Annotated in this window: 19 protein-coding genes; 10 read left to right on the forward strand and 9 right to left on the reverse strand. The window is 71.5% G+C overall.

Annotated elements, in window-relative coordinates; all coding sequences use genetic code 11:
• Positions 1-2: 2 nt before the first annotated feature.
• From AB0B86_RS28390 to AB0B86_RS28415, 6 genes are all read right to left on the reverse strand, one after another.
• A complete protein-coding gene (locus AB0B86_RS28390) occupies positions 3-1,463 on the reverse strand; it encodes a sigma 54-interacting transcriptional regulator (protein ID WP_357405169.1) in 1,461 nt (486 codons plus the stop codon).
• Between the two features lie 55 nt (positions 1,464-1,518).
• The gene (locus AB0B86_RS28395) at positions 1,519-2,595 is read right to left on the reverse strand and encodes a hypothetical protein (protein ID WP_357405171.1); all 1,077 of its coding nucleotides are present in this window, start codon (positions 2,593-2,595) and stop codon (positions 1,519-1,521) included.
• Between the two features lie 76 nt (positions 2,596-2,671).
• Positions 2,672-3,322 carry a response regulator transcription factor gene (locus AB0B86_RS28400; protein WP_357405173.1) on the reverse strand — a complete coding sequence of 217 codons (651 nt, stop codon included), beginning with the start codon at positions 3,320-3,322 and terminating at the stop codon, positions 2,672-2,674.
• Positions 3,319-4,563 carry a histidine kinase gene (locus AB0B86_RS28405; protein ID WP_357405175.1) on the reverse strand — a complete coding sequence of 415 codons (1,245 nt, stop codon included), beginning with the start codon at positions 4,561-4,563 and terminating at the stop codon, positions 3,319-3,321. The genes AB0B86_RS28400 and AB0B86_RS28405 overlap by 4 nt, the downstream gene beginning before the upstream one ends.
• A 55-nt stretch (positions 4,564-4,618) precedes the next feature.
• Positions 4,619-5,116 (reverse strand): hemerythrin domain-containing protein, encoded by a 498-nt coding sequence (locus tag AB0B86_RS28410; RefSeq protein ID WP_357405177.1) that lies wholly within the window; start codon positions 5,114-5,116, stop codon positions 4,619-4,621.
• 5 nt (positions 5,117-5,121) lie between these two features.
• Positions 5,122-6,102: an aldo/keto reductase gene (locus AB0B86_RS28415; RefSeq protein WP_357420161.1), complete on the reverse strand. Its 981-nt coding sequence runs from the start codon at positions 6,100-6,102 to the stop codon at positions 5,122-5,124.
• Between the two features lie 70 nt (positions 6,103-6,172).
• Here AB0B86_RS28415 and mgrA point away from each other — a divergent pair, with 70 nt between their 5' ends.
• Positions 6,173-7,168 carry an L-glyceraldehyde 3-phosphate reductase gene (gene mgrA, locus AB0B86_RS28420; RefSeq protein ID WP_357420162.1) on the forward strand — a complete coding sequence of 332 codons (996 nt, stop codon included), beginning with the start codon at positions 6,173-6,175 and terminating at the stop codon, positions 7,166-7,168.
• A gap of 19 nt (positions 7,169-7,187) precedes the next feature.
• Here the strand turns inward: mgrA and AB0B86_RS28425 are convergent, their stop codons facing one another.
• From AB0B86_RS28425 to AB0B86_RS28435, 3 genes are all read right to left on the reverse strand, one after another.
• The gene (locus tag AB0B86_RS28425) at positions 7,188-8,096 is read right to left on the reverse strand and encodes a lytic polysaccharide monooxygenase (protein WP_357420163.1); all 909 of its coding nucleotides are present in this window, start codon (positions 8,094-8,096) and stop codon (positions 7,188-7,190) included.
• A gap of 82 nt (positions 8,097-8,178) precedes the next feature.
• A complete protein-coding gene (locus AB0B86_RS28430; protein WP_357420164.1) occupies positions 8,179-9,561 on the reverse strand; it encodes a fatty acid--CoA ligase family protein in 1,383 nt (460 codons plus the stop codon).
• Positions 9,551-11,089: an NAD(P)-binding domain-containing protein gene (locus AB0B86_RS28435; RefSeq protein WP_357420165.1), complete on the reverse strand. Its 1,539-nt coding sequence runs from the start codon at positions 11,087-11,089 to the stop codon at positions 9,551-9,553. The genes AB0B86_RS28430 and AB0B86_RS28435 overlap by 11 nt, the downstream gene beginning before the upstream one ends.
• A gap of 63 nt (positions 11,090-11,152) precedes the next feature.
• On the opposite strand from AB0B86_RS28435, the gene AB0B86_RS28440 reads away from it, so the two are divergent.
• The 9 genes from AB0B86_RS28440 (at position 11,153) to AB0B86_RS28480 (ending at position 20,277) form a co-directional block, all read left to right on the forward strand.
• Entirely contained in the window at positions 11,153-12,667 is a 1,515-nt protein-coding gene (locus AB0B86_RS28440) for an aromatic amino acid ammonia-lyase (protein ID WP_357420166.1), read from the forward strand.
• Positions 12,657-14,222, forward strand: a complete 1,566-nt coding sequence (locus tag AB0B86_RS28445) for an NAD(P)-binding domain-containing protein (RefSeq protein ID WP_357420167.1) — start codon at positions 12,657-12,659, stop codon at positions 14,220-14,222. The genes AB0B86_RS28440 and AB0B86_RS28445 overlap by 11 nt, the downstream gene beginning before the upstream one ends.
• A gap of 1 nt (position 14,223) precedes the next feature.
• Positions 14,224-15,213, forward strand: a complete 990-nt coding sequence (locus AB0B86_RS28450) for an alpha-hydroxy acid oxidase (protein WP_357420168.1) — start codon at positions 14,224-14,226, stop codon at positions 15,211-15,213.
• Positions 15,210-16,463 (forward strand): cytochrome P450, encoded by a 1,254-nt coding sequence (locus AB0B86_RS28455; protein WP_357405194.1) that lies wholly within the window; start codon positions 15,210-15,212, stop codon positions 16,461-16,463. Before AB0B86_RS28450 ends, AB0B86_RS28455 begins: the two co-directional genes overlap by 4 nt.
• Positions 16,460-17,719 carry a cation:proton antiporter gene (locus tag AB0B86_RS28460; RefSeq protein ID WP_357405196.1) on the forward strand — a complete coding sequence of 420 codons (1,260 nt, stop codon included), beginning with the start codon at positions 16,460-16,462 and terminating at the stop codon, positions 17,717-17,719. The genes AB0B86_RS28455 and AB0B86_RS28460 overlap by 4 nt, the downstream gene beginning before the upstream one ends.
• Positions 17,720-17,782: 63 nt before the next feature.
• Entirely contained in the window at positions 17,783-18,439 is a 657-nt protein-coding gene (locus AB0B86_RS28465) for a response regulator transcription factor (RefSeq protein WP_357405198.1), read from the forward strand.
• Positions 18,436-19,656, forward strand: a complete 1,221-nt coding sequence (locus tag AB0B86_RS28470; protein ID WP_357420169.1) for a HAMP domain-containing sensor histidine kinase — start codon at positions 18,436-18,438, stop codon at positions 19,654-19,656. The genes AB0B86_RS28465 and AB0B86_RS28470 overlap by 4 nt, the downstream gene beginning before the upstream one ends.
• A gap of 125 nt (positions 19,657-19,781) precedes the next feature.
• Positions 19,782-19,904 (forward strand): 50S ribosomal protein L36, encoded by a 123-nt coding sequence (locus tag AB0B86_RS28475; protein ID WP_030490864.1) that lies wholly within the window; start codon positions 19,782-19,784, stop codon positions 19,902-19,904.
• Positions 19,905-20,016: 112 nt separating this feature from the next.
• Positions 20,017-20,277 (forward strand): YciI family protein, encoded by a 261-nt coding sequence (locus AB0B86_RS28480; protein ID WP_357420170.1) that lies wholly within the window; start codon positions 20,017-20,019, stop codon positions 20,275-20,277.
• Positions 20,278-20,282: the final 5 nt, after the last annotated feature.

A 20,282-nucleotide genomic window follows, 5' to 3' on the forward strand; every position in this document is an offset into this window, starting at 1 on the left:
GGTCAGCCCCGGCCGCCGTAGACGGTGCGCCCCGAGTCGGTGACGTCCTTGCCCAGCCGGCGGGTCAGGTGCAGCCCTTCCAGCACGAACTCGACGGCAGCGGCGGCCTCCTCCGGGGTGGGCGCGTCGCCCAGGCCGAGCCGGTCGAGGACCTTCGCCAGACCGGGCACGGTGCCGACCTGGTGCAGCAGCTCGTGAGCGCTTACCAGCTCGCCGGTCTCGATCGCCGCGCCGTCCTGGACGAGTGCGGTGAACCCGGACAGGTCCAGCCCGGCCAGGTGCGCCCGGAACGTCTCGGCGGTCGCGGTCCGCAGCAGGTGAGCGAGGATCTCGATCTCCCGCCCCTCCTCGCCGGACTCGAACTCCACCTTGCCGCGCAGGGTGCTGGTCACCGACACCGCGTCACCGACCCGGGCCACCGCCGCCTCGGGGCGACCCTCCGGGGTGGCGGTGGCGGCCAGCAGCCCGGCCCGGCGCAACGCGGCACCGGCGACCGTCTCGGCGGCGGCGATGGCGAACCGGGCGGAGACGCCGGAGCGCGGATCCACCGAGGGCGACTCCCGCACGGCGCGGGCGAAGCGGGCCAGCACCTCGAGCACATGCTCCGGTACGGCGGCGACCAGGTCGGCCTCCTGCCGGATCAACGCCAGCTCCAACTCCAGGTCGACCGGGTAGTGGGTACGGATCTCCGCGCCGAACCGGTCCTTGAGCGGCGTGATGATCCGGCCCCGGTTGGTGTAGTCGTCCGGGTTGGCGCTGGCCACCAGGAGCAGGTCCAGCGGCAGCCGCAGCTGGTAGCCGCGGACCTGGATGTCCCGCTCCTCCAGCACGTTGAGCAGCGCCACCTGGATGCGCTCGGCCAGGTCGGGCAGCTCGTTGACGGCGAAGATGCCCCGGTTGGTGCGCGGCACCAACCCGAAGTGGATGGTCTCCGGGTCGCCGAGGGTGCGGCCCTGGGCGATCCGGATCGGGTCGACGTCACCGATCAGGTCGCCGACGCTGGTGTCCGGGGTGGCGAGCTTCTCGCCGTAGCGCATCGAGCGGTGCAGCCAGCCGATCGGCAGCTCATCGCCGGCCTCGGCGACCTGGGCGCGGGACGCCGGGGTGAGCGGGTGCATCGGGTGCTCGTTGAGCACCGAGCCGGGGATGACCGGGGTCCACTCGTCGAGCAGTGCGCCGAGTGCGCGGATCAGCCGGGTCTTGCCCTGGCCACGCTCACCGAGCAGCACCATGTCGTGCCCGGCGAGCAGGGCCCGCTCGACCTCGGGCAGCACGCTGTCGTCGTAGCCGACGATGCCGGGGAAACGGGCTTCGCCCGAGCGCATCCGGGCGAGAAGGTTGTCGCGGAGTTCCTGCTTGACGGTGCGGTACTGGTGACCGGCTGCCCGCAGCGCGCCGAGCGTGCCGGGCAGGTCGGCCGGTGGAACCGGGATTACCGGGTTAGGCGCAGTCACCCGCCCCACGCTAGCTCACCTTTGCCGGGGTGCCCCGAGCATCGGCGAGCACCCCGTCCCACCTTCAGCCCCGACCGCAGCGCCGGCAGGTGCCCCGGCGGCGCAGGTGGTACGCGTACGTGGCGGCGCCGAGCGCCACTCCCCACAGCGGCCAGAGCAGCATCGGCGCGCCGGTCAGGCTGAAGCCGCCGGTCAGCCGCCAGAACTCGGGGTTGCTGAGCAGCCCCAGCGTGGCCGCCGTCACCGCGATGGCGACCACTGTGGCGGGCACCACCGCCAGAGTCGCCGGCACCCGGCGGCCGGCCAGCCCGACCATCCAGCGCGGGAATCGCTCACCCCAGCGCTGCACCAGCCCGAGGGTGAGGATCGCGCCGACGGTGGCGAACGCACCGAGCCCGAACCCGGCCCACACCAGTCCGCTGTCCTGCATCTCGGTGAGGAACTCCCGGGAGATGCCCAGCGGGATGCCGGCAGCCCAGGCGAACCGGGTCAGCGCGTACGTCAACGGGATGACGGCGGCGGTGCCGGCGGCCCACCGGCCCCAGCGCGTGGCGGCGGCCGGGGTGGTCCACCCCCGGTCGGTGTCGCCTCGGCCGCAGCCGACGCAGGCCCCTGCGGTACGCCGTTGCCAGGTGAGCACCGCCCCGGCCAGCAGCAGTCCGCCGGCCAGTGCGGCGAACCGGGCGAACAGCGCCCAGTTGAAGACGTCGGAGTAGTCGACCGGGGGCCAGCCGAACGGTGCTCCGACGATGAGGATCGGCAGGTAGCCGAGAACGACAAGCACCCGGGCGTCGGGCACGACCACGGCGAGTAGGAACGCCACCGCCCAGCCGTAGCCGGCGAGCAGCACCCGCAGCGGGCCGGGCGTGTGTGCAGCCGGGCGGCTCATGGCCAGCGCGGCCACCGCGGCGGTGAGCAGTACGCCGGCGAACAGTGCGGTGGCCAGGTGCACCGGGACCAGGCGCAGCAGGTTGACGTCACCGCCGTGCGGGTCGTTCGCGCCGAACGGGTAACCGGCGTCGGTGAGCGCGCCGATCAGGGCGAGGACACCCCACAGGCCCAGCCAACCGGCGGCCAGCGGGGCGAGCCGGTCCGGCCAGCGCGAGCCGGGGCGAAGCGCTGGGGAATTTACGATTGTCATGCTCTCAGCGTCGGTCGGTGCCCGGCCGGTTCCCTCCCGGCAGGCGGTGAACCGGCTCCCCCGGCGGAGGGAGCGATCAGCCGGACGGGGTGACGAAGCCGGACTCGTAGGCGGCGATGACCGCCTGCGTTCGATCACGGACCCCGAGCTTGGCCAACACGTTGCCGACGTGCGTCTTTACCGTCTCCACCCCCACCACCAGGTGCGCGGCGATCTCCGGGTTGGACCGGCCGGTGGTCATCAACCGCAGCACCTCGGCCTCCCGTTCGGTGAGCCGGGCAGCCTGCAACCGGTCGCCGCCCACCGGCCCGTACGCCCCGACCAGCTGGCGGATCGCGGCTGGGAAGAGCAGCGACTCGCCCGCCGCGACCACCCGGACCGCCTCCACCACCTCGGCGGGCCGGGCCCGTTTCAGCAGGAAACCGGACGCTCCCGCGCGCAACGCCTCGTAGACGTACTCGTCGTTGGCGAACGTGGTGACCACGAGCACCCGGGGCGGGTCGGCGGAGGTGGCCAGCAGGTGCCGGGTGGCCTGGATGCCGTCGATGCGGGGCATCCGCACGTCCATCAGCACCACGTCCGGGCGGTGCCGGGCGACAAGCGGTGGCACCTCGGCGCCGTCGCCGGCTTCGGCGAGCACCCGCAGGTCGGGTTGGGCGTCGATGATGGCCCGCAGCCCCACCCGGATCAACTCGTCGTCGTCGACGATCAGCACCCCGGTGCTCATGTCGCCTCCTCGTACGGCAGTCGGGCCCGGATCAGCCAGCGGTCGCCTTCGGGGCCGACGGTGATCCGGCCACCGAGCAGCAGCACCCGTTCCCGCATCCCGTCCAGGCCTCGGCCGCCTCGGCCCGGGGCGGCCCGGCCGGGCCGGTTCAGCGCGTTCACCAGCTCCAATTCCAGTGCTCCCGGGTGCAGGTCGAGCCGCAGCGTCACCGGCCCGTGGCCGTAGCGGGCGGCGTTGGTGAGGCCCTCCTGGACGATCCGGTAGCCCTCCCGGGAGACCGCCGCGGGCACCCGTGCCGGGTCACCGACGCGGTGCGCGTGCACCGCCAGCCCGGCCGCGCGGGCGTCGGTGACCAACCGGTCCAGGTCGGCGAGGGTACGCTGCGGCGCCACCACCCGGCGGTCGTTGCCGGTCTCCCGGAGCAGCCCGAGCACGTGGTCCAACTCGTCCATAGCGGTTCGCCCGGTCTCCTCGATGGCGGTGAGCGCCCGCCGGACGAACTCCCGGTCGGTATCGAGGACCTCGCGCGCCGCGCCGGCCTGGAGGGTGGCCACGGTCAGCGCGTGCCCGATCGAGTCGTGCAGCTCCCGGGCCAGCCGGTTGCGTTCGGCGAGCCGGATGGCCTGCGTTTCCAGGGCGGCGATCCGCTCGGCGGGGGCGGGGCCGAGCAGCACCGGCGCCATCGAGCCGGCCAGCGCGCCGAGCCCGGCGACCGCGTAACCGAGGGCGACAAGCAGGGCCACCCCGCTCGCCGTCAACCAGCCGCCGTCGCGCCCGTCCAGCGGCCCGAACCGTTCGCGGCTGATCACCTCGGTGCCGATGCCGAACTGCTGGGCGATGAAGGCAAGTGCCATCGGCAGGGCGCTGAACAGCGCGATCATCACCAGTGCGCCGACGATGAGGTGGGTGGCGATCCAGAGCGCGCTGCGCAGCCGGGTCTCCCGGTCGCCTCTGTACCCGGGTGCGGGTTCGGGAAGGTCGACGCCGAGCAGGGCCCGTACGGCGGCGATCTCCAGTGCCCGGCTGCCGTCCAGCAGCAGCGGCAGCCCGGCGATCAGGACCGCGATCACCAGCAGGGCGTAGACAAGTGGTCGGGGGATCGCCGAGTCGGCGAACAGTTGGGCGAAGGTCACCGCGAGCACCCCGTACGGCACTGCCAGCACGCCGCCGAGCAGCAGGAAGACGCCGCGTCGCCAGGTGGTGCCGGCGACCAGCGGGGTCAGCGCCGCGCGGACTGTCACCCCGTCATTCTCGTGCCGGAACCGGGCCCGGCGACTCCCCCGTGCCGGGGAGATCTCAGCGGTGGTCGGCGACGTACTGCTGTGGGTCCTTGTCGCGGAACGGCAGGTTGCGGCCGTTCTTGTGCTCGCCGTAGAAGGTGAGCCAGCGTTGGCCCAGCTCGGCGCGGAGTTCGGTGCTGGCGTGCCGGCGGAAGTCGGGCAGCGCCTCGTCCTCTTCCTCGGCGAGGTGCTCGCTGTTCTCCCGGCGGGCCGTGCCGACCGCCGCCCACCACTGCTCCGAGCCGACCGGGTGCAGCTTCGCCTCGGCGACGGCGTCGCGGATCTTGTTGTGGTCGCCGATCGCGTCGGCGGTCTCGTCCTCGCCGTCGTCGCCGTGCTTGACCAGGTGCGGGTAGAGGATCGCTTCCTCCGCCTCGGCGTGGATGTCCAGGTGCAGGGCGAGGGCGTCCCAGACGGCGAGCAGCTCCTGCTCGTCGCGGGCGTCGTCGAGGCGGGCGAAGCCGCGCCGGAAGGCGGCGTGGTCGTCCAGGATGAGTGCGGTGATGTCGTCCACTGTGCTCACTTTCCCGTCGGGCCGGCGAACCGGGTACGCAGCATGCGGGGCATCGCGGCGAGCCCGGTGACCGGTCGGAAGCGTTTGGCGGCCTCGGCCAGCGCCGCGTACTCGTCGTCGGCGAGGTCGATGTCCGCGGCGGCGGCGTTGCGTTCCATCTGCTCCACCCCGGACGCGCCGGGGATGGCGAGCACGTTCGGGTGGTGCAGCAGGTAGGCCAGCGCGATCTGGCTGGGGGTGGCGTCGTGGGCGTCGGCCACCTGGCGCAGGGTGTCGATCAGGACCGCGCCACGTTCCAGGTTCTCCGGCAGGAAGTACGGGTTGGCCCGTCGGACCGCGCCGCTCGGCGGGTTCTTCGCGTCGTAGCGCCCGGAGAGGAAGCCCTGCGCCAGCGGGCTGTACGCGATGACGACCCGGCCGGCCTGCCGGGCGTACGGCAGCAGGTCCTGTTCGGGGGCGCGGTCCAGCATGCTGTAGCGGACCTGGTTGCTGAGCACCCGCCGGCCGAGTGCGGCCTCGGCGACCTGCCAGCGGCGCAGCCCGTAGTTGCTCACCCCGACCTCGCCGACCAGCCCGACGTCCTGCAGGGCCCGCATGCCGCGCATTGTGGTGTGGTCGGCGACGAGCGGGTTGGGTTGGTGCACCTGATAGAGGTCGATGCTCGTGACGCCGAGCCGGGCCGCCGAGGCTACCGCCCGCTGTTGCACCACAGCGGCCACCGGCAGCACGGGGAAGATCTTGCTGGCGACCACGACCTTGGCCCGGTCGTCGCCGAGCGCCGCGCCGAGGATCCGCTCGCTGCGCCCGAACCCGTAGATCTCCGCGGTGTCGAAGACCGTCACGCCCAACTCGACGGCCCGCCGGACGATCTGGGCGGCCCGCTGCGCGAAGTCGGGGCCGTAGCCCCACTCGCGGGAGCCGAACTGCCAGGTGCCGAGGCCGATTGTGGAGAGCGGTTTGGGGGTGTCGAGGGCGATGAACCGCATGGCCTCGAAACTACCCCGTTGTCCTGGTTTCCACGCCCGATCCCGGGCACTACCGGCCGTGGCTAGGCTCATGATCGTGACTTACCTCGCCGCGGATGACCGCTACGACACAATGACCTACCGGCGCAGCGGACGCAGTGGCCTGCGACTGCCCGCCGTCTCCCTCGGGCTGTGGCACAACTTCGGCCCGGACCGCCCGTTCGACAGGCAGCGCGACATCGTCCGACGTGCCTTCGACCTCGGGGTCACCCACTTCGACCTGGCCAACAACTACGGGCCGCCGCCCGGTTCGGCGGAGGAGAACTTCGGTCGGATGCTCGCCACCGACCTGCGGGCGTACCGGGACGAGCTGGTCATCTCCAGCAAGGCCGGCTACCTGATGTGGCCCGGCCCGTACGGCGAGTGGGGCTCGCGGAAGAACCTGATCTCGTCGCTGGACCAGTCACTGGGTCGGATGGGGCTCGACTACGTCGACATCTTCTACTCGCACCGGTTCGACCCGGACACCCCGCTTGAGGAGACGATGGGCGCGCTGGACGCCGTCGTCCGCTCCGGCAAGGCGCTCTACGTGGGCATCTCGAACTACAACTCCGAGCAGACCGCCCGAGCCGCCGCGATCCTGCGCGACCTGGGCACCCCGTTGCTGATCAACCAGCCGTCGTACTCGATGCTCAACCGCTGGACCGAGTCCGACGGCCTGCTCGACACGCTGGAGCAGGTCGGGGCGGGCTGCATCGCGTACAGCCCGCTCGCCCAGGGTCTGTTGACCGACCGTTACCTGGGCGGCATCCCGGCCGACTCGCGGGTCCGCACGAGTGTCTTCCTCAACGAGAGCGACCTCAGCGACGAGAAGATGGCCACCATCCGCGGGCTCGGCGCGGTCGCCGAGCGGCGCGGCCAGTCCCTGGCCCAGCTGGCGCTGGCCTGGGCGCTGCGTGACCCGCGGATGACCAGCCTGATCATCGGGGCGAGCAGCGTCGCGCAGTTGGAGACGAACATCGCCGCGCTCGACAACCTCGACTTCACCGCCGAGGAGCTGGCCGAGATCGACGGCCTGCTGGGCTGACCGGCACGGGCGGGCCGGGTCACCAGATCCGGCGCCGCCCGAGGCGGTGGTTGCGTACCTCGCACTGCCGACCGACCGGGGCCGCCGCAGTGCGGCGTCGTCGGCCCGCGCCGACAAGCAGCACCAGGACCAGCACGACAGCGGCACCGGCCAGCACCGGCCAGCGCCCGTCGAGGTCGGTCACCGACGCCACCGGCACGCCCGGGTCGGCCGCCGCCACCACCGCCGCCGGCTCGGTGGTGGCCGGCCCACTCGCTGTGGTACGCGGCGCGACCGCGGCGCCCTTCGCCGGGGTGGCCTTGACCTTGGCACCCCGGAACACCACGTCCGAGCAGGAGTAGTAGGTGTCCGGGGTGCTGGAGTTCTGCCAGATCGTGTAGATCAGATGCCGGCCCGTGCGCCCCGCCGGCAGCCGGCCCGCCAACTGGTACGCGCCGGCCCGCACCGGCGGGTCGGTGCGCGTCAGAAACGGGCGTGTTTCGAGATCCGACCAGGTCAGTGGCGCTTTCGGGTCGTACCCGGACCTGGTGACGTAGAGCCGGAAGGTGCCCCGGTGCTCGATTGTGGTCCGGTACCGGAAGGTGAACGTCGCGCCCGTCGTCAGGTCGGTGGCCGGCCAGTCGGTGCGGGGCAGGTCCAGTCCCCGGTACGCGGACAACCCGCCGCTGCACAGCTCGCCGTCCGGGATCCGCTCCCGGTCCCGCCCGTCGATCGCGGCGACCCGCACGTTGTCCCATTCCCGCACGGCCGCGCCCGCTTCGACGGCGGCCTGGCAGGCGGCGGTGGCCGCGTACCGGCCAACGGGCCCGCAGGCCGCCGCCCGGCTGATCGGGTCGGTCGGGGCGCCGTGCGCGCGGGCGGGTGTGGCGGCCAGCGGCACTGTCGCGGCAGCGACGAGCACCGTGGCGAGGAGCCGGCGTACGGTCATGAGGTTGACCTCCCGTCCACTGGTACGGCCGGCGGAGGGCAAAGGTTCGACGTCGGGCCCGATCACCGTTCCCCGTCGAGCGCTACCCGAGCTGGGCGAGTTGGCTCTTGTCCGGCTTGCCGCTCGGCGCGAGCGGGACGCGATCGATGACAGTGACGGTTCGCGGCACGGCGAAATCGTTCACCCGCACCGCCACCAGCTTGCGCAACACGTCCGGGTCGGGCGTCCGCCCGGCCACCGGCACCACGAACGCGTGCACCGCCTCGCCGGTCAGCTCGTCCGGGCGCCCGACGACGTACGCCTCGCCGACCGCGGCGTCGGCGGCGAGCGCCCGCTCCACCGGTCCGGCGTGGACCAGTTGCGCGTTGACGATGATCACGTCCCGGGCGCGCCCGAGCAGCCGCAGGTATCCGTCGGCGTCGAGTTCCCCCAGGTCACGGGTACGCACCCAGCCGTCCACGAACACCTCGGCCGACTCGTCCGGGTCCTGCCAGTACGACGATGCCTGCGCGGGGGTGCGGACGTAGATCTCCCCGCCGCGAACGGAGACCTCCACGGCCGGGCGGCCGACAGTGGCCAGCGTCGCCGCGTCGGCCACCAGCTCGGCCGGTGTCACCATGGCGATCATCGACGTCTCGGTCTGCCCGTACCCGTGGAAGACCACCGGACCCAGCACGTCGAGCGCCTCCGCCAGCCGGCCCGGCGCGAGTGGCGACCCGGAGACCAGCAGCGCCCGCAGGTGGCGCAGGTCCACCGGGTTGGCGCGCTGGTCCCGGATCAGCTGGTGCAGTTTGCCGACGGTGATCACGCTCGCCGTGGCCCGGTGTTCGACGAGGGCAGCCGGGAAGACCGGCCGGGGGGCCACGACGAGGGTGCCGCCGGCCGCGAGGGCGAGGACGCCGTACTCGAGCATCACCTGACTGGCGAGCGAGCCGAAGACCAGGTAGCGCTGCATCCGGGTGGCCAGTTCGGCGATGGCCGGGGGCCAGCGGTCCGGGTACGGGACCCAGGCCGCCGACATGGCCGCGTAGGTCTGCACCACACCCTTCGGCGTTCCCGTGCTCCCACTGGTCCAGATGATCCGCGCGGGATCGTCGGGCCGTCCCGCCGCGACAAGTGGCAGCCCGTCGTCGGGATGCTCGGCGAGCGAGGCCAGCTGAACCGAGTCGACAGCGAGGGAGCCGGACAGCTGTGCCGGGCTCAGGTCGGGGCGCCACCCGGACACCCGCGCCCCGATGGCGAAGGCGGCCATGGTGGCGGCGAAGGCGGCGGCGGTGACCGGCAGATCGAGCGTGACACCCACGCCGGGTCCCGCCCCGGACGAGCGCAGCCCGGCCGCGACGCGCCGGATCAGACCCGCCATCTCCGCGGCGGTCGTGACGAGCGGCCCGTCCTCGAAGACCGGCCGGTCCCCGCCGGCTGCCAGGAGGTCGAGAACGGGCTGCGGCCAGAGGTCAGCGGGCATCGGCGAGGACGCCCTTGACGAAGACCTCGAGGGGCTGCCGATGCACTGTCGGCAGGTCCCAGTTGTTCTCCAGGTTCTCCGCCAGGTGGTGCGCGGCGACCACCTGCCCGTCGCGTAGCACCCGCACCACGGGGTGGAGATAGCTGGCGTCCTGCGCGGCGTCCGGGTCGTTCTCGGCCGGGCGCGGAACGGTGACGTCGAACGGGTCGACCTGGTCGTGGTCGGGGCCGTACTCAAGGGTGATGAGGAACGCGAACACGTCCGGCTCCGCGTCCCGCAGGTAGGCGACCGGCACCTCCTCGCGGTAGCGGGCGGTTTCGCCGTCGACGGTGATGACGTCACCGAGCACCGCGAACTGCTGCCACAGCGCCGAGGTCACGTTGATCCGGGCGATTATCGAATCGGCGATCGCCTCCGGCGTCGCGGGGATCGGTCGCGACGGCCAGGGCTGCCCGTGGTGCCGCTCGCGCAGGATGTGGTGCAGTGCGCGGGTGGCGTAGCGGAAGCCGTGGATGAAGCCGTTCGTGGACTTCTTGAAATCACGCTGCTGGCTGAGGGTGCCGGCGAAGTAGAGTCCGGGGACGTTCACCGACTCGAAGGCCGGCGTCTGCGCCGGGAACCGATCCTTGATGACCAACTCCGGCCGGGCGGACTCGGCGAAGATGGACGCGTCGAAGCGGAATCCGGTGCAGAGGATGACCCGGTCGTACGCGAGTTCGCGCAGTTTCTCGACCGTCCGGGCGTAGCGGAAAACCACCCGGAACCCGCCGTCCTCCCGTTTGCTGATCTGCTCCACGGTGCCGTCCAGGACGGCGTTCTGGGACTTCAGCTGATAGGTGTCCAGGAAGTTGTTGTTCACCGCGCGCAGGTGCCCCACGTAATGGGTCTGCCAGGCCAGCTTGATGGAGTGCGGCCCGGCGAGGTGAATCGTGGCGGCGGTCTCGACGAGCGCGTCCGCGGTCTCGAAGGCCGAGTTTCCCTTACCGATGATCAACACGCGCTGATTGACGAAGTCGGCGGGTTCGACGCTCACCGTGTCGTAGCGCTCGACGAGCTCCGCGCCCTCGATCGGCGGCACGTAGAGCTGGGAGACGCCGGTGGCGACGACGATTCTGCGCGCCTGGAAAACCTGGTCGCCGGCCCGCACCGTGAACAGTTCGTCGGTCTTCGCCACCGAGGTCACCCGGGTGTCGTAGCGGACGTTCAGACCCCGCGCGAAGTCGGCGAGATAACGCACGAGATCGTCGGCGGCCGGAAAGTAGCGCGTGCTGTAGTTCTTGAAGAGCAGCGCCGGATCGTCGGTCAGCAACGAGTTCCAGTCCGACCGAAGATTGAACTCCGGGTCCGTCGACCCGGTCCACACCTTGTTGATCGAGATCAGCTGGCGATGCCGGGGATAGGTCTCAAAGAATGTGCCCGGCCGCGGGCCGCCCTCCAGCACCACGTAGTCGTGACCGTCGCGCTCAAGTAGCGCCGCGAGCTGTAGACCCGCCGGCCCGGCTCCGATGATCAGGCAATCGTGCGTCATGCGACGCAATGTACTGAGGCGATTTCAGAGCGCTCTGAGAAGCTGTCCATAGCATCCGCTGCCATGACGATTGAGGTGGATCTGGCAGCGCCGCTGCGCCCCGCCGACCTGCGCGCCGCGGCAGGCCCGGTCGCTGTCGTGATCGGCGATGAGGTGCGCAACCGGGTGGCGACCGGCCGTACGTTCCTCGGCAAGGCGCTCGGCGACGACCGGGCGATCTACGGTGCCACCACCGGCTTCGGGGCGCTGGTCGGCTACGCGGGCCGGGCCGACCAGCGCGGCCAGGCCGACAACACCCTCGCCCATCTCGGGGCGGGTCAGGGCCCGGACCTCGCCCCGGACGTGGTGCGCGCGACGCTGCTGGTGCGCGCCTGGTCGCTGGCCCAGGGCGCGTCGGGGGTCTCGCCGCACGTGATCGACGCGCTCGCGGCCATGCTCGGCACCACGTTCACCCCGGCGATGCCCCGGCTCGGCTCGGTGGGTGCCAGCGGTGACCTGATCCCGCTCGGTGCCGCCGCCCAGGCGCTGCGCGGTCGCGGGCACGCCTACCTGGACGGCGTCCGGATGCCCGCCGGGGTCGCCCTGACGAAGGCTGGTCTGCAACCGCTGCCGCTCGACGGCCGGGACGCCCTCGCGCTCGTCAACGGCACGTCGCTCACCACCGCGGCGCTGACCCTCGCCCTGGACCGGGTGCGCACCTCGCACCGGGTGGTGCAGACGCTCAGCTGCCTGCTCGCCGACCTGCTCGGCAGCGACCCGCAGTTCCTCGATCCCGCCCTGCTCGCCGCCTACGGTCACCCCGGCGCCATCGGGGTCGGCGCCGCGATGCGGGCCACCTCCACCGGCCTGCGGAAGTCCGGCACGAGACCGTTGCAGGAGCCGTACAGCATCCGCTGCGCGCCGCAGTTGCTCGGCGCCGCCGAGGACGCCCTGCGCTATGTCGACGGTGTCGTGGCGGCGGACCTCGGCGCGGTGAGTGACAACCCGCTGTTCTTCCCGGCCGACGACAAGGTCGTGCACGGCGGCAACTTCTTCGGCCAACCCGCCGCGTTCGCCGCCGACGTCCTGTCCATGGTGATCGCGCAGGTCGGCAACCTCGCCGAACGCCAACTCGACCTGCTCGTGGATCCCGGGCGCAACGGTGGGCTGCCGCCGATGCTCGCGGCGGGACCCGGCCAGCAGCACGGGCTGCAGGGCGTACAGCTCGCGTCGACCGCGCTGATCGCCGAGATCAGGCGCGACTGCGTGCCGGCAAGCATGCAGAGCCTCCCCACCAACCTGCACAACCAGGACGTCATCCCGCTCGGCACGCAGGCCGCTCTCCGCGCCCTGGACCAGGCGGAGCTGCTGCGCCTGATCACCGGTTCGCTCGGGCTCGGGCTACGCCAGGCCGTGCACGTGGGGGCCCGGCGGCCCACGGCGGTGGGCTGTGACCGCACCCTGCAAGCCTTGGCGGAGATCCCTCCGATCGACCCGGACCGGCCGCTCGACGGAGACGTGCGACGGGCTGCCGCAATTCTCGAAGAACTTGAAATCTCTCTGATTTCCGGCTCGTACGGTGAGCGCCGTGACGCTTGATTATCTGATCATCGGGGCCGGTCCGGCCGGTCTTCAACTCGCAGCCCTGTTCGAGGCCGAGGGCAAGCGTGACTATCTGGTGCTTGAGGGCGCCGACGGACCGGGGGCGTTCTTCGCCACCTATCCGCGACACCGCCAACTTATCTCGATCAACAAACCGCGCACCGGCTCGGACGACGCCGAGCTGAATCTGCGGCTCGACTGGAATTCCCTGCTCACCGACGATCCGGCACTGCTGTTCACCAGATACACCGACCGGTACTTCCCCCACGCCGACGTGATGGTGCGGTACCTCGCGGACTTCGCGGCGAAGAGCGGCGTCAAGGTCAGTTACGGCACCCGGGTGACCCGGGTGGCGAAGCACGACGACGGGTTCACCGTCGAGGCCGGCGACCGGCGCTGGGAGGCCCGCGCGGTGATCGTCGCCACCGGCGTGTCGAAGACCTACCAGCCGGACATCGCGGGATTCGAACTGGCCGAGGGGTACGACGTGATGAGCGTCGACCCACGTGACTATCTCGACCAGAAGGTGCTGATCATCGGCAAGGGCAACTCCGCCTTCGAGACCGCCGACAACCTCATGGAGACCACGACACTGATCCACGTCGCGGGGCCCAGCTCGGTCCGGATGGCGTGGCGTACCCATTACGTCGGGCATCTGCGCGCGGTGAACAACAACTTCCTCGACACCTATCAGCTCAAGTCGGCGAACGCGATCCTCGACGGCACGATCAAGAGCATCAAGCGTGACGGTACGGGCTACCGGGTCGAGTTCAGCTTCTCGCGGGCGAACGAGGTAGTGAAGGAACTGCACTACGACCGGGTGCTGGCGTGTACGGGATTCCGTTTCGACGACTCGATTTTCGACTCCTCGGCCCGGCCACAGCTCGCCATCAGGGACCGATTCCCGGCGCAGACCGAAGCGTGGGAGTCGGTGAACGTCCCAGGGCTGTTCTTCGCCGGGACGATCTCCCAGGAGCGCGACTTCAGGAAGTCCACGAGCGGGTTCGTGCACGGCTTCCGCTACGCCGTACGCGCACTGCACCGGATCCTGTCCCGCCGCTACGACGCCACGGACTGGCCGGCCGAGACCCTGGCCGCCGAACCGGCGGCGATGACCGCTGCCGTCATCGAGCGGATCAACCGCACCTCGGCCCTGTGGCAGCAGTTCGGGTTCCTCGCCGACGTGCTCACCGTCGCCGGATCCGAGGCCCGCTACCACGAGGAGGTGCCGGTGGACTACTTCGTGTCGACCGGCCTGCGCACCGCCGGGCACGACTACGACCAGGCGTTCGTGATCACCCTGGAGTACGGCCCGGACCACGACCAGGTCGACCCGTTCGATGTCACGGTGACCCGCGTGGCCCAGGACGTCGTGGGGCAGGCGCACGACGCGGCGTACCTGCACCCGGTCGTCCGGTTCCACAGCGACGGCAAGGTGATCAGCACCCACCACCTCGCCGAGAACCTGGAGAACCAGTGGGACCGGCCCGAGGTCCACGTACGGCCGCTGCGGGAATTCCTGGATCGCTGCCTCGCCGGCACCGAGGGTTGAGATGGACCCGGTTCACCAGGACTTCGTCGAGGGCGGGGCCGGGCCGGAGCGCACCCTGGCCGCCAACGAGCGGGCCTTCGCGCGACGGTGGATCGTGCCCCGGGTGCTGCGGGCGACCGGCGAGCGGGACCTGCGGGTCACCGTGGCCGACACGTCGCTGGCCGCGCCGGTCCTGGTCGCGCCGACGGCCTTTCATCGGCTCGCGCACCCCGACGGCGAGGTGGCCACCGCGCGCGGGGCCGCGGCTGCCGGCACGGCGATGGTGGTGAGCATGGCTGCCACCCAGCCGGTCGAGGAGATCGCGGCGGCGGGCGGGACGCTGTGGTTCCAGCTCTACCCGCAACCCGACAGCGACTTCACCGAGTACGTGGTCAAACGCGCCGAGTCGGCGGGCTGCCGGGCGCTTGTGGTGACAGTGGACTCCCCGGTGTTCGGACGACGCGAGCGTGACCTGCGCAACGGCTTCACGGACCTGCCGCCCGGCTACGCCTGCGAGAACATGCGCGACGCGACAGGCCGGGTCCGCTCGATCGCGATGGACCCGACGGCGGGCTGGGACCGGATCGCCTGGCTGCGCGGCGTCACCGGACTGCCGATCCTGCTCAAGGGCATCCTGCATCCCGCGGATGCCCGCCTCGCTGTCGAGTACGGCGTTGCCGGTGTGATCGTGTCCAACCACGGTGGGCGACAGCTCGACGGGACGATTCCCACGCTCGACGCACTGCCGGCGGTCGTGGCGGCAGTGGCTGGGCAGATCCCGGTGCTGCTCGACGGGGGTGTGCGCGGCGGCACCGATGTGCTGATCGCGCTGGCGCTCGGGGCGGCGGGGGTGCTGGTGGGACGTCCGGTGGTGCGGGCGCTCGCGGCGGGCGGGGCGGCTGGCGTACAGGAAGCTCTTGAGCGACTCACCACCGAGCTTGATCAGGCCCTCGCCCTGGCCGGGGCGCGGCGGCCGGCCGACCTGACGCCCGACCAGGTGGTGACCCGGTGAAGGCAGTTGTCGACCTTCGCGAGTGGATCTTCGAGCGGGTCAACGGGACCGAGGGCATTCCGGTGCCCGGGCCGCTGGTGGGGCCGGCGGACTTCGAGCGGGTCTACGGCCATCCGGCCGCCGACGGGCGCAGCCGCGGGGCCGGCCTGTCGGACCTGTTCTGGTACTGGTTGGCGCCCGGCCCGCAGATGCACCAGGAGCACCTCGAGCCCGGCGAGCGGTACCGGACGGTCGCCCGGACGACCCGGCAGGTGCTCGCCATCCCGCACGCGCGCTCCGACGAGCTGGCGACGGCCGCGACCCGGCGGATCCTCGACGCGCTCCCGGCCGGCCGGATCAGCCACGTGCGGCTGCGGGACCTGATGATGCCGGTCTGGGCCGAGGTCTCCTACGAGCTGGTGTTCGGCGCACCCTGCCCGCGCGACGTCCGCGCGCTCATCGTGGCCAACGCGGACGACGTGGTGACCGCCCTGAAGGGGATGAGTCTGCGGCACATGTCCCGGCGGGTGCGGCTCACCGACTACCTGCTGGACCGGATCAACGCGGGGACCTGCCCGGTCGTGCTGCCGCCGCCCTTCACCGCCCTGGAGACCGCCTGGTACCTACAGGGCGCGTTCTTCAACACGGCTGTGGTGCAGATGTCGGAGGCGATGGCGCACATCCTGCTGTGCTCCGGGTCCGTCACGGACACGTCGGACCTGTCGCTCGACCGGCTCATCGACGAAACGCTCCGGGTGTATCCGCTCTTCGGCATCGCGCACCGGATCACCTCCGGACCCATCACCGTCGGCGAGCACGTCCTCCCCACCGGCTCCGTGCTGCTCTTCAACTATCGGGCCTACCAGCGCACCGGCCCCGCCGCGGACGACGAGTTCAACCCGGACCGCTGGTTGTCGTTGCGCCGGCAGGACGCGCACTTCATCCCGTACGGCGTGACCGCCAACCGGGCCTGCCCGGCGCGCGGCTCGGCCCCCGTGCAGCTACGCGCGGCCACCCGAGAGGTGCTGCGACGCTTCTCGGTCAGCTCGTCGGTGGCGCACACCCGCTCGCTGCCGAGCCGCGGTCCCGCGTACCTGACGCCCCGGGGTCTCCCCGGTCCCGGCCGCAACCGGCTCGCCCTGATGCGGCAGCGCGACCGGATCTTCGACGTGGGGCGGTCGGTCAAGCAGCTGGTCTGCGGTACGTGGATGGTCGTCGACGCCCGACGCCAGAAGTTGTGCACCCGATTCTTCGAGGAGGCAGGCGCGTGACCCCCACCGAACTCGCCCCGCGGTTCTTCATCGCGGTCGCTGTCATTCTGCTCTTCTGCAAGCTCGTCTCCTGGCTGCTCGGCAAGGCGGGTCAGCCGCCCGTGGTGAGTGAGATGCTCGCCGGGGTGCTGCTCGGCCCGTCGCTGCTCGGCCTGCTCTGGCCGGGCGCGCAGGCAGCTCTCTTTCCCGCCCCGCTGTTGCCGATCCTGTACGTGGTCGGCCAGGTCGGCCTCGTGTTGTTCATGTTCCAGGCCGGGTACGCCTTCACCTCGCACCGGGTGACCGGGCTCGCGGGCACTGCGGGAACGGTGTCGCTCGCGGGTGTCACGGTTCCGCTGGTGCTGGGGTTCCTGCTGGTCCTGGGCATGGCGGGCTTCGTTCCGATCCGCGCCGAGGGCGTGTCGCTCGGGGTGTCCGCGGCGTTCGTCGGTGTGGCGCTGGCGATCACGGCCTTCCCGATGCTTGCCCGGATCATCACCGAGCGCGGCCTCGCCGGCACCCGCTTCGGGTTGCTCTCCCTGGCCAGCGGCGCGATCGACGACGCGGTCGCGTGGATCCTGCTGGCCGTGGTGTTGGCGTTCGCCTCGGGCTCCGTCGGCCCGGCGCTGGTCTGTGCGGGTGGCGCTGTGCTGTTCGGGCTGGCGCTGTGGCTGGGTGGACGGCGGGTGACCGGCTACGTGATGGGGCTCTCGGGTGACCGCGCACGTCTGCTGGGCACTGTGGCGCTGCTCTTCCTGGTGGCTTGGTACACCGACGAGATCGGGCTCTACGCGGTCTTCGGCGCCTTCGCGGTCGGCGTGGTCATGCCGCACTCGGCGCAGACCGACCGGGTGGTCGACACGCTGACGCCGGTCGCGGCGACGGTGTTCCTGCCGCTGTTCTTCACCTTCTCCGGGCTGCGCACCGAGTTCGCGTTGCTGAGCAACCCGGCCGTGCTCGGTTTCGCCGTCGCCTGCGTGGCCGTGGCGATCGTCGGCAAGTTCGGCGCCTGCTGGGGTGCGGCCCGGTTGATGGGCGAGCCGAACCCGGTGGCGCTGCGCGTCGGCGCCCTGATGAACGCCCGGGGCCTGATGCAGCTGATCGCCCTGAACGTGGGGCTGGAGGCGGGCGTCGTGAATTCGTCGCTCTTCACCGTGCTGGTGCTGGTCGCGCTCGTCACGACAATCATGACGACACCCCTGCTGAGCTGGATCGAGCGGCGCGAGGCACGGGTGCCCGCTCCTACACCGTCGCTCGTGCCCGCCGGAACCCCGTAGATTGATTGTTTGAGGAGACAAGTTTCACAACACATAGACGTGTTTCCATGTCACCATCTGTACATGACCCGCCTCCTGCTTGTCGAGGACGACTCGGAGCTACGCGGCATGGTGGCCGAGACACTCACCGGCGAGGGATACGTCGTCGACCAGGCCCCCGACGGCCAGCGTGGCCTACACCTGGGGCTCACCCGCCCGTACGACGTGATGGTGATCGACAGGCGTCTCCCCGCCCTCGACGGGCTGGACCTGGTCGTCCGGCTACGCTCCCGTGCGGTGGTCGCCCGGGCGCTGCTGCTGACCGCGCTCGGCACGGTCGAGGACCGGGTCGCCGGCCTCGACGCGGGCGCCGACGACTACCTGACGAAGCCCTTCGACCTGGACGAGTTGAGCGCCCGCATCCGGGCCCTGTGCCGCCGGACACATGACGCCACCGAGGTGTTGCGGCTCGGTTCGGGCCAGCTCGACCTCTCCGTGCGCGACGCCGTCCTACCCGACGGCACCCGGATCGCCCTGTCCGCACGCGAGTTCGAGCTGCTGCGGGTCCTCGCGACCCGGCCGCACACCGTCCACTCCCGCTCCGAGCTGCGCAGCCGGGTCTTCGACGAGGCGGGCGCAGCGTCCCTTGTCGACACGTACGTCTACTACCTGCGCCGCAAGCTCGGGCGCTCGGTGATCCGCACCGTGCACGGCCTCGGCTACCAGCTGGGCACCCTGTGAGCTTCGAGGACACCATGCTGCGCCGGGCCAGGGCGCGGGTCAGCCTGCTCGTCGGACTCACCATGACGGCACTGCTCGCCCTGGGCGCGGCCATCTCCTATGCCGCACTGCTGCGCAACCAGCACGAACAGATCGAACGGGAGCTCGACTACGGCGCGGTCCACGGCACCATCGCCGGGCCGCCGGGCTGCAGCTGGATCATCCTGTACGACGGCGGCCGGATCGACTCGGGCCGGAACCCGCCCCCGCCGGGCTTCCCGCTACGGTCCGCCATCGACGCGGTGGCCCGCGACCGCCAGGTCCGCAGCGACAAGGTCGAGCGCAACGGCACCACCTACTACGTCCGCACCCAGCCCCGCGGCTCGGGCGTCGTGCAGGCGGTCTTCGACGCGCGCTTCCAGCTCGCCGACCGCCGTCACCTGCTCGCCGCCTTCCTCCTCGCCGCGGTGGTCGGCCTCGCCGCGGCGGTGTTCACCGGCATCGTGGTGGGCCGCCGGGCCGTGGCGCCGCTCGCCGAGGCGCTCGGCCGGCAACGCCGTTTCGTCGCCGACGCCAGCCACGAGCTGCGCACCCCCATCGCCCAGGTCCACACCCGCGCCCAGATCCTGGCCCGCCGCGCCGGTGCCGACCGCAACGACTACGACCGCCTGATCGAGACCACCCGTCGCCTCGGCGAGATCGTCGACGAGCTCCTGCTCTCCGCCCGCCTCGCCGCCACCCCGGCCGACCGGCACCCCTCCGAGCCCGTCAATCTGGCCCTGCTCGCCGCCCAGGCCGTCGACTGCGAGGCCGACCGCGCGGCAGAGCAGGGTGTCCAGCTGCATCTGACCGTCCCGGAGGCTCCGGTCCTCGTGCCCGGCATCGCCTCGGCGCTGCGTCGCATGGTCGGCGAACTGCTCGCCAACGCCCTGACCCACACCCCGACCGGCGGCCGCATCGACGTCGCCCTGCGCACCACCCGCCGTGGCGCGGATCTGGTGGTGACCGACAGCGGAGCCGGATTCGACCCCGCCGACGCCGAGCGCCTCTTCGACCGCTTCCACCGGGGTGTCGGGGCCAAGGACCGGCGCTTCGGTCTGGGCCTCGCACTCCTGCGCGAGGTGGTGACCAGCCACGGCGGGACGATCGCCGCCGACAGTCGCCCCGGCGCCGGGGCGACCTTCACCGTTCGGCTGCCGACGATTCCGCAGCAAGCCACCACGGCGGGAAAACACTAGTCACAATCGCCCCACACACCACTGGGACACCCCCCGCACCGCCGCCGAGCACGCTGGGCGGCGGGAATCCCCCGGGTGGGCGCGGCGTTTCGATACTCGGAACCGCTTGCACCGAGGAGGCAGACATGAAGGTACGTAGCTCGTTGCGTGCACTGAAGCAGAAGCCGGGTTCGGTGGTGGTCCGCCGTCGCGGCCGGGTCGTCGTGGTGAACCGCGCGAACCCGCAGTGGAAGAGCCGCCAGGGCTGATAACCCCTGTCGGACATGCTGCATTGCGCGCCCCGACCGGGTCACTACCGGTCGGGGCGTTCTTAACTTCACGCTAGGGTGCTGCGGAAACCGCCCCGACGAGGAGGCATCTGTGTACATCTTGGAACTGTCCTTCGGCGAGGATCCCGACCGGCTTGCCGCTCGGCCCGCGCACCGGGAACGCCTCCAGGCGCTGCACCAAAAGGGCTGGCTGGTCATGGCCGGGCCGTTCTCCGACGACTCCGGCGCGCTCCTGATCTTCGACGTCCCGGACGCCGAGGTGTTCGCCGCGATCGTCGCCGAGGACCCCTATTACCGCACCCCCGGAGTGACGATCGTCAGCCAGCGGGAGTGGTCGCCGATCGTCCGATAGACGCA

It is taken from the genome of Micromonospora sp. NPDC049047 (genome assembly GCF_040649135.1).
Lineage (GTDB): Bacteria > Actinomycetota > Actinomycetes > Mycobacteriales > Micromonosporaceae > Micromonospora.